Origin of the sequence: Azospirillum brasilense (genome assembly GCF_008365405.1) — a bacterium.
Lineage (GTDB): Bacteria > Pseudomonadota > Alphaproteobacteria > Azospirillales > Azospirillaceae > Azospirillum > Azospirillum brasilense_D.
In genome coordinates, this window is sequence record NZ_QOKV01000007.1 from 44340 (window position 1) to 59477 (window position 15138).

The following is a 15138-nucleotide window of genomic DNA, read 5'->3' on the forward strand; positions in this document are numbered from 1 at the left end:
GATCCGGCTGTTCTTCCATCCCCTCCTCCCCCGCTGGTCGGGGGAGGAGGGGATGGAAGGACCGGTTACTTGCCCTGCAACTGCCGCATGAGGTCGGCGTTGGGGTCCTCGGCGGGCTGTTCCGGAGCGCCGAAGGGCGGCGGCGGTTCGCCCGAATCGAAAGCCGGGATCTCGATCTGGATGTTGTCGATGTCGATCGGTTCGCCGCGGTCCAGGCCGCTGAAGACCATCTCCGGGAACATGATAACCAGCGCCACCATGATCAGCTGGATGCAGACGAACGGCACAGCACCCCAGTAGATCTGGCCGGTGGTGATCTTCTTGATGATCTTCCCGGTGATCTTGTCCTTGTAATCCTCGCGTGGAGCGACGCTTCGCAGGAAGAACAGGGCGAAACCGAAGGGCGGATGCATGAAGGAGGTCTGCATGTTGACGCCCAGCAGGACGCCGAACCAGATCAGGTCAATGCCCAGCTTTTCCGCGACCGGGGCGAGCAGCGGCACGATGATGAAGGCCAGCTCGAAGAAGTCGAGGAAGAAGGCGAGCAGGAAGACCATGATGTTGACGACGATCAGGAAGCCCAGTTCGCCGCCCGGCAGGCCGGTCAGCAGATGCTCCACCCACAGGTCGCCGTTCACGGCGCGGAACACCAGACCGAAGACCGTCGAGCCGATCAGGATGAAGATGACGAAGGAGGACAGTTTCGCCGTCGTGTCCATCGCCTGACGCATCAGCGACCAGCTGAGCTGCCGCTTGATGAGCGCCAGGATCATGGCGCCCGTGGCGCCCATGGCGCCGCCTTCTGTCGGCGTCGCGATGCCGAGGAAGATGGTGCCCAGCACCAGGAAGATGAGGACCAGCGGCGGCACGAGCGAGGTCAGCACCCGGAACAGGAGCTGGAAACCGCGCAGGCTCCGCGCCTCCGGCGGCAGGGCCGGGGTGTATTCGGGGCGGACGATGCTGGTGATCAGGATGTAGCTGGTGTAGAGGCCGGTCAGCACCAGGCCGGGGACCAGGGCGCCGGCGTACATGTCGCCGACCGAACGGCCGAGCTGGTCGGCCAGGATGATCAGCACCAGCGACGGCGGGATGATCTGGGCCAGCGTGCCCGACGCCGCGATGACGCCGGTGGCGACCCGCCGGTCATAGCCGTAGCGCAGCATGATCGGCAGCGAGATCAGGCCCATCGAGATGACCGACGCCGCCACCACGCCCGTCGTGGCGGCGAGCAGCGCGCCGACGAAGATCACCGCATAGGCCAGACCGCCGCGCAGCGGGCCGAAGAGCTGCCCGACCGTGTCGAGCAAATCCTCGGCCATGCCGGATCGTTCGAGGATCAGGCCCATGAAGGTGAAGAAGGGAATGGCCAGCAACGTGTCGTTGCGCATGATGCCGAAGACGCGCTCCGGCAGCGCCTGGAACAGCGCCGGGGTCAGCAGACCCAGCTCAATGCCGATCAGACCGAAGAGGAGGCCGTTCGCGGCGAGCGCGAAGGCGACCGGGAAACCCATCAAAAGGAAAAGAACAAGCGCCGCGAACATCAGCGGCGCCATGTTCTCAATGAGGAAGGCGGCCATCGTGTGTGGTCCCCGGTCTCTTAGGAGTGGCTGTGCATCTTCTCGCCGGGCTCGTCGATGAGTCCGGCCAGGAAGGCGATGCGCTTGATCAGCTCGGACACCGCCTGCATGGTCAGCAGGAAGAAACCGGCGGGAACCAGGATCTTGGCCGGCCAGCGGATCAGGCCGCCGGCATCGCTCGACATCTCCTTGGTGATGAAGCTGTCCCAGAACATCGGCCAGGAAAGCCACATGATCAGGATGGCCATCGGGAACAGGAAGACGACGATCCCGAAGATGTCCACCATGCACTGGACGCGCCTGGAGAAGCGACCCAGCACGATGTCGATCCGGATGTGTTCGTTGCGCAGGAACGTGTATCCAGAGCACAACAGAAAAATCGCGGAGAACAAATACCATTGCAGCTCAAGCCAGGCGTTGGAGCTGTAATGGAGGCTGTAGCGGATGACCGCGTTGCCGGCGCTGACAATCACGGCGACCAGCACCAGCCAATAAACGAGTTTGCCGATGCCGTTGTTGACAGCATCGATCAGCCCGCTGATTCGGAGCAGGAACCTCAACGGAGAGCCTCCCTGTTGGTTTGGAACGGGTATGTCCCCGTCCGTTCCTTTTGTTGCCCTGTGAACGGTGGCGCTGGGCGCCGGTTCAATCTTTTATGGTAACACCAAGGGTGTGTATTCTGCGGCAATATTCCGCAGGCGGCCCCGCTATGCAAGGGCTTGAAGGCCCTTATACGTGATTGCCCCAATATTCCCCGATCATGGGCAATCCGAATGGCGGTCTGTCAGTCGGCCGGATCGTTCGGCAGACGGAACCAGCCGTCACGCCCCAGCGCCTCCAGGGGACGGAACTTGGCCTTGTAGGCCATCTTGCGGCTCTGGGCGATCCAATAGCCGAGGTAGACGTAGGGCAACCCCTCCGCCCGGGCGCGCTCCAGCAGGCTGAGGATCATGAAGCTGCCCAGGCTGCGGCGGTCCTGGCGGGGGTCGTAGAAGCTGTAGACCGCAGAATAGCCGTCGGTCAGCCGGTCGGTCAGCATGCAGCCGACCAGCCGCCCCTGCGTGTCGCGGGCTTCGAGCAGGCTGGTGTCGGCCCGCCCCTCGTCGATCATGGCGGCGAAATCGGCCATCGCCATGCGCGCCATGTCGGACTCGCCGTGGCGGGAATTCTGATAGAGCGAGAACAGCCGGTACTGCTCCGTCGTGGCGGCGGCGGCGGCCTCCGCCAGGGTCAGGTCGCCGTTGGCCCGGCGGACGCGCTTCTGCGACCGGGTCGGGGCGAAGGAGCCCACCGGGATTCGGACCGGGACGCAGGCTTGGCAATTCGGGCAGACCGGCCGGTAGACGATGTCGTGGCTGCGTCGGAAGCCGGCGCGCGACAGGGTGGAATTGACCTCCGCCGAATAGGGACCCAACAGCCGGGTGAACAGCTTGCGCTCCACCCGTCCCGGCAGATAGGGGCAGGGCATCGGCCCGGACCGGAAGAACTGCTGGAGCGGGCGGAGTTGCGGCTGGATGACCGACATCGGGCTGGCTGACTTCTGAATCACCGGCCCGTGGGCCGGCTGTTGGGGGTCTGCGGCTGGAGAGGGTGCTGAACGGCGGTTTGCTTTAAGTAGGCTACTGGGACTGGCTCTGGGTCATGGGGACGGTGTCCTGGCCGAAAAAAGCGCGTCCGATCTCGGTGGTGATGCCGCAGAGCTGGGCCTGCACGCCGTCCAGATACTCGTGCAGGCCGAGCTGGATCACCTCTTCGATCGGGCGGGCCAAAAGCGCGCCGAGCAACTCGTCCACCTTCTCCATCGCTTCACTGCCGTTGCGCAGGGTGTAACGGGACTTCAGGCGGGTCAAGAGGCCGTCGATCTGTCGCACACACATCACAACGGATCGCGGGAATCCCTCGTTGAACATCATGAAGCCAGCGACCGTGGTGGGCGACATGCCACGCGGGTAGACGCGCCGGAAGGCGTGGTACCCGGCGGCGGAGCGCAGCACCGTCGTCCACTGGCTCATGTCCAGCGTGGAGCCGACCACCACGGGGGAGGGCAGCAGCGTGTGGTACTTGATGTCGAGCAGGCGGGTGGTCTGGTCCGCCCGCTCGATGTACTTGCCGAGCTGGTAGAAGTACCAGCCCTGGTCGCGGTAGAAGGTGCCCTCGGTGATGCCGGTGTGGGTCTGGCACTCCTCCTTGATCCAGGTGCAGACCTTGGAGAGGTTGGACAGGGCGACGTCCTTGCCGTTCATCTCCACCAGCTTGTTGTGGAACACGTTGATCTGCGTCCACATCTCGGTGGAGATCCACGGGCGCAGGACGCGGGCGTTTTCCCGCGCCATGCGCAGCATGGACACCAGCGAGTTCGTGTGCTGGGTGTCGAACATATAGTAATGGACCACCGCCTCCGCCGTGGGGCGGTCGTGGCGGCTGAAGAAGTCCTTCTCGTCGGCGTTGAGCTGGACGATGGAGAACCAGTTGGTCATCCCCCGCGTGTCGCGCGCGAAGGTCTCATGCACGTCCAGGATCCGGGCGAGATTCTCGGCGCGCTCCATGTAGCGCGCCATCCAGAAAATGCATTCGGCGTAACGGGCCAGCAGATTCACGACGCGCTCCCTTCCTGTGCGCCATCCTGGAGACCCCCATCTTGGAGAACCCAGGTGTCCTTGGACCCGCCGCCCTGCGACGAGTTGACGATCAGCGTGCCCTTCTTCAGCGCCACGCGGGTCAGGCCGCCGGGCAGCACCCAGGTGTTCTTGCCCGTGATGGCGAAGGGGCGCAGGTCGACGTGGCGGGGATCGATGCCGTCGTCGGTCACGGTGGGGCAGACCGACAGGTCGACCACCGGCTGGCTGATGTAGTTGGCCGGATCGGCCAGCAGCTTGGCCCGGCAATCCGCCAACTCCTCCTTGCTGGCGCGCGGGCCGATGGTGATGCCGTAGCCGCCGGCCTCGCCGACCGGCTTCACCACCAGCTTGTCCAGGTTGTCCAGCGTGTACCGCAGCGCGTCGGCCTCGCGGCAGATGCGTGTGTCCACGTTGGGGATGATCGCCTCCTGGTCCAGGTAGTATTTGATCATCCGCGGGACGTAGCAGTAGATCGCCTTGTCGTCGGCCACGCCGGTGCCGATGGCGTTGGCCAGCGCCACGTTGCCCTTGCGGTAGGCCTCCAGGAGGCCCGGCACGCCCAGCATGCTGTCCGGGTTGAAGGCCTTGGGGTCGAGGAAGGCGTCGTCGATGCGGCGGTAGATCGAATCGACCCGCGCCAGACCGTTGGTGGTCTTCATGTAGACGCGGTCGTTCTCCACCACCAGATCGCGGCCCTCGACCAGCGGCACGCCCATCTCGCGCGCCAGGAAGATGTGCTCGAAATAGGCGGAGTTGTAGGAGCCGGGCGACAGCAGCACGACCTGCGGGTCGGCCACGTCCTGCGGCGCGATCTCCATCATCGCGTCGAGCAGCTTGTGCCCGTAATTGTCGACCGGGCGGATGCCGATGTCCTGCATCAGGTCGGGGAACACGCGCTGCATCATGTGGCGGTTCTCGACCACGTAGGACACGCCGGACGGCACGCGCCCGTTGTCCTCCAGCACGCGGAAGGTTCCCTCGCGGTCGCGGACCAGATCCGTGCCCATGATGTGGATGTAGGTGTCGAACGGCACGTCCAACCCGACCATCTGCGGCCGGAAGCAGCCGTTGCCCAGCACGAGGTCGGCGGGAATCACCCCGTCCTTGAGGATCTTCTGGTCGTGGTAGATGTCGTGGAGGAACAGGTTCAGCGCCGTGACGCGCTGGGTGATGCCGGCCTCCAGATGCGCCCATTCCTTGGCCGAGATCACCCGGGGAATGATGTCGAAGGGAAGAATCCGGTCCACCGCGTCCTTGTTCGAGTAAACGAGGAAGGTGATGCCCAGATTGTACAGTTCACGTTCGGCGTCCTGCGACCGCCGCAACAGATCCCCGAAGTTCAGACCGGCTAGTCTCTGCCGGATCAGCGCCGAGTGCTCGGCTGGATAATCACGGCCTCCGAACAATTCGTCGTAATAAAGGCCGGGATCGTAGTTCGTCAATAGGTCAGTCGCCTTGCCTTCGGGTACGCTCACAGACTCCCCCGCAGCTAACGCCCTTGATTGACCGATGCCGTATGGCAATGGTGTCTGCCGCGAAGTATGAACCATCACTTCGCCATTTGAACAGGGCAAACATTCCCCGCGTTGTGCAGCGCATCGACAAAACAAGAAGGGGTACGTTCAAAGGCAGAGAACTAACGCCTTGGTACCAACCCCTCATCGGCTTTGGTATCAATTCGTGGCGGCGGGCGCGGCGGCGGTCTTGCTTTCGCGCAGCAGCACCATGCTGATGCGGCGGTTGCGCGGGCTGCCGGGCTGGTCGGGCACCAGCAGATCGCGGTCGGCGCGGCCGATCACGTCCTGGACGCGCTCCTCCGGGATGCCGCCGGCGATCAAGGCGCGGCGCGTGGCGTTGGCGCGTTCGGTGGACAGATCCCAATTGTCGCGCCCGGCCCCGGAGGTGAAGGGGATGCCGTCGGTGTGGCCGCTGATCGACAGCTTGTTGGGCAGCTTGGCGAGCGCCTTGGCCACCTGCATGACGAGCTGGCGGGTCTGCGGGTACATCTGGCCCGACCCGCCGGGGAACATCGAGACGCGGTCCTGGTCGACGATCTGGATTCGCAAGCCTTCCGGCGTCTGGTCGATCATCAGGTTCTGGGCCAGCGGCTCCAGTTCCGGCACGGATTGGATGGCCTGCCGGATTTCGGTGGCGGCCTGCTGGAACTGGCGGGCCTCCTTCTGGGCGTCCTGCAGCTTCTCGCCGCCTTCCTTCACCCGCTCCGCGAAGTCGGACAGCCGTTCCCCCGGCTTCTGGCCGGGAATGCCGAGCTGCTTGGCCTGTTCCTCCAGCCGTTTCTGGTAGTCGAGCCGCGACTCGTTGGATTTCTGCTCGGCGGGCGAGGCGGGGGACGAGGAAGGCGGCGGGGCGGCGTCGGTGGGATCGTTCGCCTCGTCGTCCTCCTGTGTCGAATGGCCGGGCGGGCCGGAGACCGGAACATCGGCGGACATCGGGGAGGAGGGAGAGATCTGGGCGCCCGGCGCGGTGATGGTGCGCCCGCCCAGCATGCCGCCGGACCCGGAGCTTTCGCGGCTGACCGAGGTGGGCGAGAAATAGTCCGCGATGCCCTTGCGCTGGTCCGACGTGGTGACGTTGAGCAGCCACAGCAGCAGGAAGAAGGCCATCATCGCCGTCACGAAGTCGGCGTAGGCGACTTTCCAAGCGCCGCCATGGTGGCCGCCGTGGCCACCCTTCTTCTTCTTGATGATGATCGGCCGTTCGCCGCCGGACGGGTTCGCTGACATGAAGCCTTGCTGAATGGGGCCTTGAGGTCGGGAATTCGTGGTCCGTGCCGACGCCCGAAGGGTGGACCTTCATCCTTAAGATCCATTTAATGCGGAAGGCGGCCTCTTCCGGCCGCTTCCGGACGGTCCGGGGCAGATGCGGCTTGCGCCGAGGGTCCGGCTGGGTTAATCCCGCTGTTTCGCCGCCGCACCCTCGCCCCAATAACCGACGAGCCCATACAGGCCGCCATGACCATCGACTCTCGGGCCTTCCGCAATGCCCTCGGATGCTTCGCCACCGGCATCGCCGTGGTCACCACCGTCGCCCCGGACGGCGAGCCGATCGGCGTGACCGTGAACTCCTTCTCGTCGGTGTCGCTCGACCCGCCGCTGGTGCAGTTCTGCCTGGGCCGGGCGGCCATGTCGTTCGAGGCCTTCACCACCGCGCCGTCCTTCGCGGTGAACATCCTGGCCGAAGGGCAGGCGGAACTGTCCAACCGCTTCTCGCGCCGCGACCTTCAAGAGCGCTGGGACGGGGTGGGGGTCGAGCGCTGGGACAGCGGCGTGCCGATCCTCACCGGCTGCCTCGCCAGCCTGGAGTGCGACCGGGAGCATGTCTATGACGGCGGCGACCACGTCATCATCGTGGGCCGCGTCCGCCGCCTGTCCGGGAGCGAGGATGGGAAGCCGCTGCTCTATTTCCGCGGCGCCTATGCGCAGCTTCCCTGAGGCATCAGGGGGTGTTCGGGGCGCCCGGACCGGACCGGGCGCCCGTCACCGGCCGGGCGTCATTTGAGGGCGAAGGCCAGGTAGCTGGAGCCGTTGACCTCTCCGGGGGTGACGAAGATCGCGCCGAAGGACTTTCCGGCGATGGTCATGCTCATGTCGACGCTGCCGTTGTTGTCGAGGTCGATGTGCGCGGTGACGCCCTTCGCGCTCTCGGCGCCGGCCATCTCGGCCCAGGTCAGTTTGGACGTCCCTTCCTTCCAGCCCCAGGCGGTGACCCATTCCCCCGCCTCCAGGTCGGTCACCGTCGACCAGGTGACGCCACCGCCGCGCCCGTCCACGAAGAAGGTGTCGCCGCCGCTCCCGCCGGTCAGGTAATTGGAGCCCAGGCCGCCGTCCAGCACGTCGTCGCCGCCGCTGCCGTCCACCGCGTCGTCGCCGCCCGCCGTGTTGATGAAATCGGCACGCTCCGTCCCGCGCATCGCCTCGCTGTCGTTCTGGCCGATGTGGCTGTTGTGAAGCCAACTCACCGGGCCGGAGTAGCGGTCCATCGCGATTACGGTGCTGTCCCCGCCGCGGGTGATCGAAAGGCGGCGCTCGGGATCGATGGGCACGGGAACCGGAGGCTCCTTGACGGGATTGGGAAGGGGGGACCGTAGGATCGATGTGGCGTCCGCGACGGCGACGCTGCGGTCGGTGAAGGACAATTGTTCGATCCCGTGCAGCCGGTCGCTGATGCCCAGCTTGGGAATCGACAGGAACAGGGTGCCGTGCAGGCTGTAGGCATAGGCGTCGGTCGAGGCGGCGCCATAGACCGCGGTGTCGTACCCGAGGCTTCCGTCGAGCACGTTGCTGCCCGTTCCGCCGATCAGCGTGTCGTCGCCGGACCCCGCCATGATGTCGTCGTTGCCCGGTCCGCCGTCGAGGCGATTGTTGGCGCTGCCGGGAAGAAACGTGCCATTGACCAAATGGATGGGGTTGGAGAACGACCCGAAGATGGTGTCGTTGCCGGCCCCGCCGATGGCGTTTTCAATGCTGATGCCCTTGGCGATAACGGCGTTGCCGTTGATCTCATTGGACGAGAGATCGATGTGCAGGCCGCTCGACGCGGCGGAGGCGTCCAGTGTATCGGTTCCACCGGCGTCCCAGATCGCCGCTCCCGCGAGCGGACCGTCGATGCGGTAGACGTCGTCCCCGGTGCGCGTGCCCAGGTTGGCGCCGTACCAGGACTGCAGCACCTGGATGTCCGCCGCCATCGGCCCGACCGGGTTGAACGCCGTGCCGGCCGGCAGGCGGGAGGCTGGTGGCGTGACCGACATCATCGTCCAGCCCGTGCTCCACACGCCGCTCTCCGCCCGCGGATCGTTGCCGGACGCAGGTGCATCGCCGGGCTCGAAGCTGTCGGTGAGGCCGAGGGCGCGCCCGATCTCCCGGAGAACCCGCGCGTATCCAGCGCCGCTGGCGGCGTCGATTCGGTCGGAATCGAAGGCGACCAGACCACTGGACAGGGTCGAGGCGGACGGACCGATGGCATAGGCGGGCGTGCCTGGATCGTTGTCCAGCCGGGCGTCGTCGATGAAGCGCAGATGGCCGACCAGCGCGCCGGACGCTCCGGGAGCGTCGAGCGGGCCGCCCGTCGCCGACTCGGTGATCTCCACGAAACGGATGCTGGCGACGTCGGCGATGCTTGCCAGGGCGCCGCGGATGGCGTCGCGGAAGGCCGCGCCCAGTGGGGCCGGATTGACCTCCGCGGTGGCGACGGCGGGACCGCCGTTCTCATAGAAGGAGTAGGTGAGGGTGACCGGAGCCGCGGCCTGGGTGGTGCCCCATTTGGCCCCCGACAGGATGGGTTTCAGGGAGGGATCGGAAATCGCCTGGGGCGCCGTCACGATGCCGGTTCGGAGCAGTGCGGGATCGCATCCCAGCGGGCCGCCGTCGATGTCGGTGGCGGGGCGGTTGGCGGCGGTCAAACCGTAGACGGTGGCGACCGAGGTGGGGACCCAGAAGGCGGCTGGCATACGCTTACATCCTGATAGAGAGAGTTCGCGTTGGGTTTCTCTATCACGGAGTGCGTCATTTTTGTACAGGGCCGCGCAACAAGAAAACCATCTTGCGTCATTCCATCGCGGATCAGGAGATGTCGGTCATCAGTTCCGTCGGAAAGCCCGCTTCCTCCATATGGGCGACGAGTCGCTGGACGTGGCTGCGCCCGCGGGTTTCCAGCACCACGTCGATTTCGGCCATGCGCACCGGCACGTCGTGGAACAGGCGCTGGTGGTGCACCTCCACGATGTTGGCCCCGGCCTCGCCGAGCAGGCGGGCGACCCGGGCGAGCGCGCCGGGCGCGTCGGTGATGCCGATGCGCAACCGCACCATGCGCCCCTCGTAGACCAGCCCGCGCGTCAGCACTTGCGCCAGGATGCGCGCGTCGATGTTGCCGCCGGACACGACGATGCCCACCCGCTTGCCGCGGAACCGTTCCGGGTCGTCGAGCACGGCGGCCAGCCCCGCCGCCCCGGCCCCTTCGGCGACCAGCTTCTGCACGGTGGCGAGGCGGTAGACGGCCTCCTCCAGCCGCGGCTCGCCCACCTCGACCACCGCGTCCACATGCCGGCGGACCAGCGGCAGGGTGACGGCGCCGGGAGCCTTGACGGCGATGCCGTCGGCGATGGTGGCGCCGCCGCAGGTGATGGGCTGCCCGGCCAGCGCTTGGCGCATCGACGGGAACATGGCGCACTCCACCCCGATCACCGCGATGTCCGGCTTCAGGGCCTTGGCCGCCACCGCCATGCCGCCGATCAGCCCGCCGCCGCCCACCGGCACCACCAGCATCTCCAGGTCCGGCGCGGCGTCCAGCAGTTCCAGGGCGGCGGTGCCCTGGCCGGCGGCGATCAGCGGGTCGTCGTAGGGATGCACGAAGGTCAGCCCGTCGCGCGCCGCCAGCTCCTGGGCGTAGGCCGCCGCGTCGCTCAGCGTCTCGCCGTGCAGCTCGACCCGCGCGCCCAGGCTTTCGGTGCGCTCCACCTTGGTGAAGGGGGTGAAGGACGGCATCACGATGACCGAGCGGATGCCCAGCCGCGTGGCGTGGCAGGCCACCGCCTGGGCGTGGTTGCCCGCCGACATGGCGATCACCCCGGCCCGCCGTTCCGCCTCGCCCAACGACAGCAGTTTGTTGAGCGCCCCGCGTTCCTTGAAGGAGCCGGTGAGGTGCTGGTTCTCCAGCTTCAGGACCACCGAGCAGCCGGTGATCTCCGACAGGCGGGGCGAGGCTTCGGTGGGGGTGACGGGGAGGTGGCTTCCGATCCGGGCGGCGGCGGCGCGGACGTCGTCCAGGGTCAGGGTCGGAGACGGTGTAGCCTCGGTCATTGCGAACTCCCTGGACGGGTGGGGGAAAGCGTCAGCAGCGTGGCGCCCTCGCGGGCCAGCGTGCCGCGGTCGCCGGTCAGCCGCAGCCCCACCCCGTCGCGCCAGCCCTGCACCAGATCCCCCCAATGGGGCGACAGCGGGTTGCCCGACTGGCCGGTGGCGATGGAGAAGCGGGAGTTGCCGAGGTCCGCCAGATCATAGACCGCGCGCAGCCCTGGGCCATGGACGTGGGAGAAGGGGGCCTGCGGGTCGCGCACGCGGGTGGTGCCGCGGTTGACGGTGAAGGCGCCGCCGCCGGTCGGGATGGACAGGTCGAACATCTCGCCGAGCAGCGGCACGCGGCCGAGAAGCCGGTGGTTCAGGGCGGCCTTGTGCTCCGCCCCCCAGCGCCAGTTGATCATGTCCGCTCCGTGGCGCCGCTCGATCTCCGCCAGCGCCGTCTTCAAGGCTCCGGCCAGCATGGCGGTGCAGTCCTCGCGGGCCGGCGTCGTCCGGTCGTCGCACCAGTGCGGCGCCTGGGTCAGCACGCGATGCAGGGCGCGGGGGCGCAGGTCCCAATAGCTCGGGAACAGCGGTCCCAGCTCGTCGGCGAAGACGCTGCGCACCAGTTCCCGCTCCCACCACGAGAAGATCAGCGGCTCGGCCCGGTCGCGGTCCATCCGCCCGTCCCAACCGGCCAGACGGTCCAGCGCGGCGCGGGCCTGCCCATTGAGATCGGGCACGCCGCGCAGCGGCTCCAGCATCAGGGGCAGCAGGTCGCGCGCCGGCAGGGACAACTCGTCCATCTGCTGGGCGGCGACCTCTTCCACCGTGTGCGGGCCGTCGCCCAGCATCTGCACGATCCGCTCCGCGCGGGCGGGGTCCGGCCATTCGGTCGCCAGGGCGTAGGGGTAGCCGGGGCCGACCACCGCATTGTTGGCGTTGACGAACTGGCCCGACGGCGGATCGACCGCCTGGGGCAGCGCGTCGAAGGGGATGTAGCCGATCCAGTCATGTTCGCCGGTCCAGCCCGGCACCGGAACGCGCCCGTCGCCGCCGCGCCGCACCGGGACCAGCGCCGGCGACAGGAAGCCCAGCGTTCCCGCGGTGTCGGCGTAGACGACGTTCTGCTGCGGCGCCACATGGAGGAACAGCGCCTCGCGCACCGCGGCGGCGTCGGCGGCGTGGTTGAGGCGGTACAGCGCCTCCGCCGTGGTGTCGGCGGCGGTCAGGCCGGGGAAGGCCAGCGCCAGAACATGACCCTCAGGCGTGGCAGATGCGGCGTCCGGCGTGGTCAGCACCGGGCCGTGCCGCGTCTCGCGCACCGTCAGCGTCTCGTCCGGCTGGCCGGCGATGCGGATCGTTTCCTGGCGCGTCCCGAAGGCCGCACCGCCGTCCGGCGTCAGGTAGCGGTCGGGGTCCTGCGGGTCGAGCTTCTCGATGAACAGGTCCTGGGTGTCGCTGTGGGTGGTGGTGAAGCCCCAGGCGACGCGCCCGTTGTGCCCCAGGATGTGAAGCGGCACGCCGGGGATCGTCGCCCCGGCGATGCGGTGGTCCGGCGTCACGATGCGCGCCAGATACCAGAGGATCGGCGCCTCCAGCCCGAGATGGGGGTCGTTGGCGATGATCGGCTTGCCGGTCGCGCTGCGCGCCCCGGTCAGCGCCCATTCGTTGGACGCGGTGTCGAAGCCGAGGTCGGGCAAGGCGGCCAGCGCCTTCGGCAAATCCATGCCGTCGAGCGCCGCCGCCAGGGTCACCGGGGCGGCGGGGTCGGAGTCCGGGAACAGGTCGCGCATCTGCTCCGGCGTCAGGCTTCTCAGGGCGCTGGCGCGGAACAGCTCGTCCCGCGAATCGCCGGAGAGCTGGAGCGCCATCAGCTTGCCCCAGACGAGGCTGTCGGTGGGCCGCCAGGGCTCCGGCGTGTGGCGCAGAAGCTGGAACTCGATGGGCAGCGCCTCGCGGTGCGTCGCCATCCAGGCGTTGACCCCGGCGGCGTAGGCGTCGAAGGCCGTGCGGGCTTCCGGCGACAGCTCCTCATAGGCCTCCTCGGCCCGGCGATAGACGCCCAGCGTGCGCATGGAGCGGTCGAGCCGCAGCGCCCAGTCGCCGAAGCGCGTGCCGACCAGTTCGGCCAGACGCCCGGCGGCGCTGCGCCGCATCGTCTCCATCTGCCACAGCCGGTCCTGCGCGTGGACGTAGCCGAGCGCGAAGTAGGCGTCCCGCTCGGTGGCGGCGAAGATGTGCGGGACGGCGTTGCGGTCGCGCAGGATCTCCACCGGGCCTTCCAGCCCGGGAACGGTGACGGCGCCCTCGTAGGCCGGGGTCTGCTGGCGAAGCCAAAGCAGGACCCCGCCCGCCCCCAGCACCGGCACCACGACCACCAAGGCGAGAACGGCGACCAGGATGGCCAGGGGCTTGCGGACGGCACGGGGAGTCATCGGGAAACCACAGCTCGGAAAGGGGGTTCGCCAGACAGAGATGGGGATGGGGGCCGCCCGGGGCCATGCTCCTCAATTCCGCTTGCGGGCCTCACGATCCGGACTCACGGCGTCGTGGCTTCCTTCAGATACTCGACCAGATCCCGGCGATCGGACGCGCTGGTGATGGTCTGCATCGGCATCTTGCTGCCGGGGGTCATCACGTCGGGGCCGATCTCGAACAGCCGGGCCACCGCCGCCTCGTCCCAGACGATGCCGCTGCCCTTCAGCGCCGGGGAATAGTGGTAGCCCTCCACCGCCCCGGCGGGGCGCCCGAACAGACCCCACAGCGTCGGGCCGGCGCGGTTGCCGCCGTCCGGCGTCAGCGTGTGGCAGAAGGCGCAGGCGCGGAACAGCGTCCTGCCGCGCTCCGGGTCGGGCGCGTCGTCGCCCAGCGCGGGGCTGCCGGCGGCCAGCAGGAGGATAGCGGCCAGCGGCAACCTCCCATTCACGGCGCGTCGTCCGGATCGGTGACGGTCAGGGAGACCACCGACGTGTTGATGAGCAACTTCCCGGCGTTCTCGAAATTTACCGTGACGCGGTCGCCGATGGCCGACTGCACCTGCCCCAGACCCCAGTCGGGGCGGGCGGGGTGGCGCACCCAGGCGCCGGGAACCAATGAATCGTCCATGCCGCGCCCCCTGCATCCACTGGATTCGGTTATCGCTTTCGCGGGATGACCGCGGAAAAGCGGCGGCATCCGCGCCCCTGGAATGATACAAACAGACGTCGCCGCCGGCCATCCCCATGGGGCACCGGCATGCAACAGAATGCCGCCCGGCCGGGGGAAGTTCCTGAACAACGTTCCCCGGGCCGCGCTTTGGCCGATGGCCGTTTCGCCGACGGTCGGCCATCAACGATCTGGAGACCTCCCGTGCCGCTGGACATCCGCGTGATCGAGCTTGTCGCTTCCCGCATCTGCCACGACCTCGTGAGCCCGGTGGGAGCGATCCGCAACGGGCTGGAACTGATCGAGGAGATGGAGGACGAGCCCGCCGGGGGCTTCATGGGCGAGGCGGTGAAGCTGATCGAGCATTCCTCCGGGCAGGCCGACCGGCGGCTGCGCGTCTTCCGGCTGGCCTACGGCCTCGCCGGGCGGGAGCAGAAGGGCTTCGGCGACACCCGCTCCTCCGCGCAGGGGCTGCTGGAGGGCGGGCGGACCACGCTGGACTGGCCGGCGGGGGTGCCGAACGACCAGCTCGCCTTCAAGCGCGGCGCGTCGAAGGTGCTGCTCAATGTCATCATCCTGGCCGACGAGGCGCTGACCCACGGCGGCACCATCACCGTCACGGCGGACGGGGACGAGCAGGCGGGGCGCTTCATCATCACCGCCGCCGGGCGTCCCGGCGCCCTGAAGGACGAGTCCGCGGCGGCGCTGGCCGGCACGGTGGCCGCCGCCGACCTGACCCCGCGCAGCATCCACGCCTACATGACCGGGCGTTTCGCGGAAGACGACGGCTACCGCGTCGCCGCCGTCCCGGCCGGGCCGGACCGGCTGGTCTTCACCGTGGAGTGGTGACCCGGCCCCCGCCGGAGGCGTGACCCGCGCATCGACGTCTTTCAAACCGCCGCCGGTCCGGTGCGCGGCGGTTGGTCATGGCCGTGCGCAGCATGCCCGGCGGTCATAGGCCGCCGCGCCGGCACCGGCCTCGCCGGCTGTGACCTTGGGCCG

Annotated in this window: 13 protein-coding genes; 2 read left to right on the forward strand and 11 right to left on the reverse strand. The window is 68.0% G+C overall.

Annotated features, from left to right (window positions below; genetic code table 11):
* Positions 1 to 65 precede the first annotated feature (65 nt).
* The 6 genes from DS837_RS13070 to DS837_RS13095 all read right to left on the reverse strand — a co-directional run bounded on the left by DS837_RS13070 (position 66) and on the right by DS837_RS13095 (position 6939).
* Entirely contained in the window at positions 66 to 1577 is a 1512-nt protein-coding gene (locus tag DS837_RS13070; RefSeq protein ID WP_149165154.1) for a TRAP transporter large permease, read from the reverse strand.
* A gap of 20 nt (positions 1578 to 1597) precedes the next feature.
* Complete coding sequence (locus DS837_RS13075) at positions 1598 to 2137, reverse strand: TRAP transporter small permease subunit (RefSeq protein WP_145627225.1); 540 nt, start codon at positions 2135 to 2137, stop codon at positions 1598 to 1600.
* A 224-nt stretch (positions 2138 to 2361) separates the two neighbouring features.
* Positions 2362 to 3102 carry an arginyltransferase gene (locus DS837_RS13080; RefSeq protein WP_149165155.1) on the reverse strand — a complete coding sequence of 247 codons (741 nt, stop codon included), beginning with the start codon at positions 3100 to 3102 and terminating at the stop codon, positions 2362 to 2364.
* A gap of 94 nt (positions 3103 to 3196) precedes the next feature.
* Positions 3197 to 4174 carry an alpha-E domain-containing protein gene (locus DS837_RS13085; RefSeq protein WP_149165156.1) on the reverse strand — a complete coding sequence of 326 codons (978 nt, stop codon included), beginning with the start codon at positions 4172 to 4174 and terminating at the stop codon, positions 3197 to 3199.
* Complete coding sequence (locus tag DS837_RS13090; RefSeq protein WP_170295847.1) at positions 4171 to 5670, reverse strand: circularly permuted type 2 ATP-grasp protein; 1500 nt, start codon at positions 5668 to 5670, stop codon at positions 4171 to 4173. Before DS837_RS13090 ends, DS837_RS13085 begins: the two co-directional genes overlap by 4 nt.
* A gap of 198 nt (positions 5671 to 5868) precedes the next feature.
* The gene (locus DS837_RS13095) at positions 5869 to 6939 is read right to left on the reverse strand and encodes a flagellar motor protein MotB (protein ID WP_149165157.1); all 1071 of its coding nucleotides are present in this window, start codon (positions 6937 to 6939) and stop codon (positions 5869 to 5871) included.
* 228 nt (positions 6940 to 7167) lie between these two features.
* Here DS837_RS13095 and DS837_RS13100 point away from each other — a divergent pair, with 228 nt between their 5' ends.
* Positions 7168 to 7647 (forward strand): flavin reductase family protein, encoded by a 480-nt coding sequence (locus tag DS837_RS13100; RefSeq protein WP_149165158.1) that lies wholly within the window; start codon positions 7168 to 7170, stop codon positions 7645 to 7647.
* A 59-nt stretch (positions 7648 to 7706) separates the two neighbouring features.
* Here the strand turns inward: DS837_RS13100 and DS837_RS33075 are convergent, their stop codons facing one another.
* The 5 genes from DS837_RS33075 to DS837_RS13125 all read right to left on the reverse strand — a co-directional run bounded on the left by DS837_RS33075 (position 7707) and on the right by DS837_RS13125 (position 14097).
* On the reverse strand, positions 7707 to 9662 hold the full coding sequence (locus tag DS837_RS33075; RefSeq protein ID WP_149165159.1) for a M10 family metallopeptidase C-terminal domain-containing protein: 1956 nt from the start codon (positions 9660 to 9662) through the stop codon (positions 7707 to 7709).
* 112 nt (positions 9663 to 9774) lie between these two features.
* Positions 9775 to 11010, reverse strand: coding sequence for a threonine ammonia-lyase (locus DS837_RS13110; protein WP_149165160.1), 1236 nt, complete (start codon positions 11008 to 11010; stop codon positions 9775 to 9777).
* Positions 11007 to 13427, reverse strand: coding sequence for a penicillin acylase family protein (locus DS837_RS13115; protein WP_149165161.1), 2421 nt, complete (start codon positions 13425 to 13427; stop codon positions 11007 to 11009). The genes DS837_RS13110 and DS837_RS13115 overlap by 4 nt, the downstream gene beginning before the upstream one ends.
* A gap of 104 nt (positions 13428 to 13531) precedes the next feature.
* The gene (locus DS837_RS13120; protein WP_247889911.1) at positions 13532 to 13906 is read right to left on the reverse strand and encodes a c-type cytochrome; all 375 of its coding nucleotides are present in this window, start codon (positions 13904 to 13906) and stop codon (positions 13532 to 13534) included.
* A gap of 8 nt (positions 13907 to 13914) precedes the next feature.
* Positions 13915 to 14097 (reverse strand): DUF3553 domain-containing protein, encoded by a 183-nt coding sequence (locus DS837_RS13125; RefSeq protein ID WP_145627214.1) that lies wholly within the window; start codon positions 14095 to 14097, stop codon positions 13915 to 13917.
* Between the two features lie 243 nt (positions 14098 to 14340).
* Here DS837_RS13125 and DS837_RS13130 point away from each other — a divergent pair, with 243 nt between their 5' ends.
* Positions 14341 to 14985 (forward strand): histidine phosphotransferase family protein, encoded by a 645-nt coding sequence (locus DS837_RS13130; protein WP_149165163.1) that lies wholly within the window; start codon positions 14341 to 14343, stop codon positions 14983 to 14985.
* The last annotated feature ends 153 nt before the right edge of the window (positions 14986 to 15138 follow it).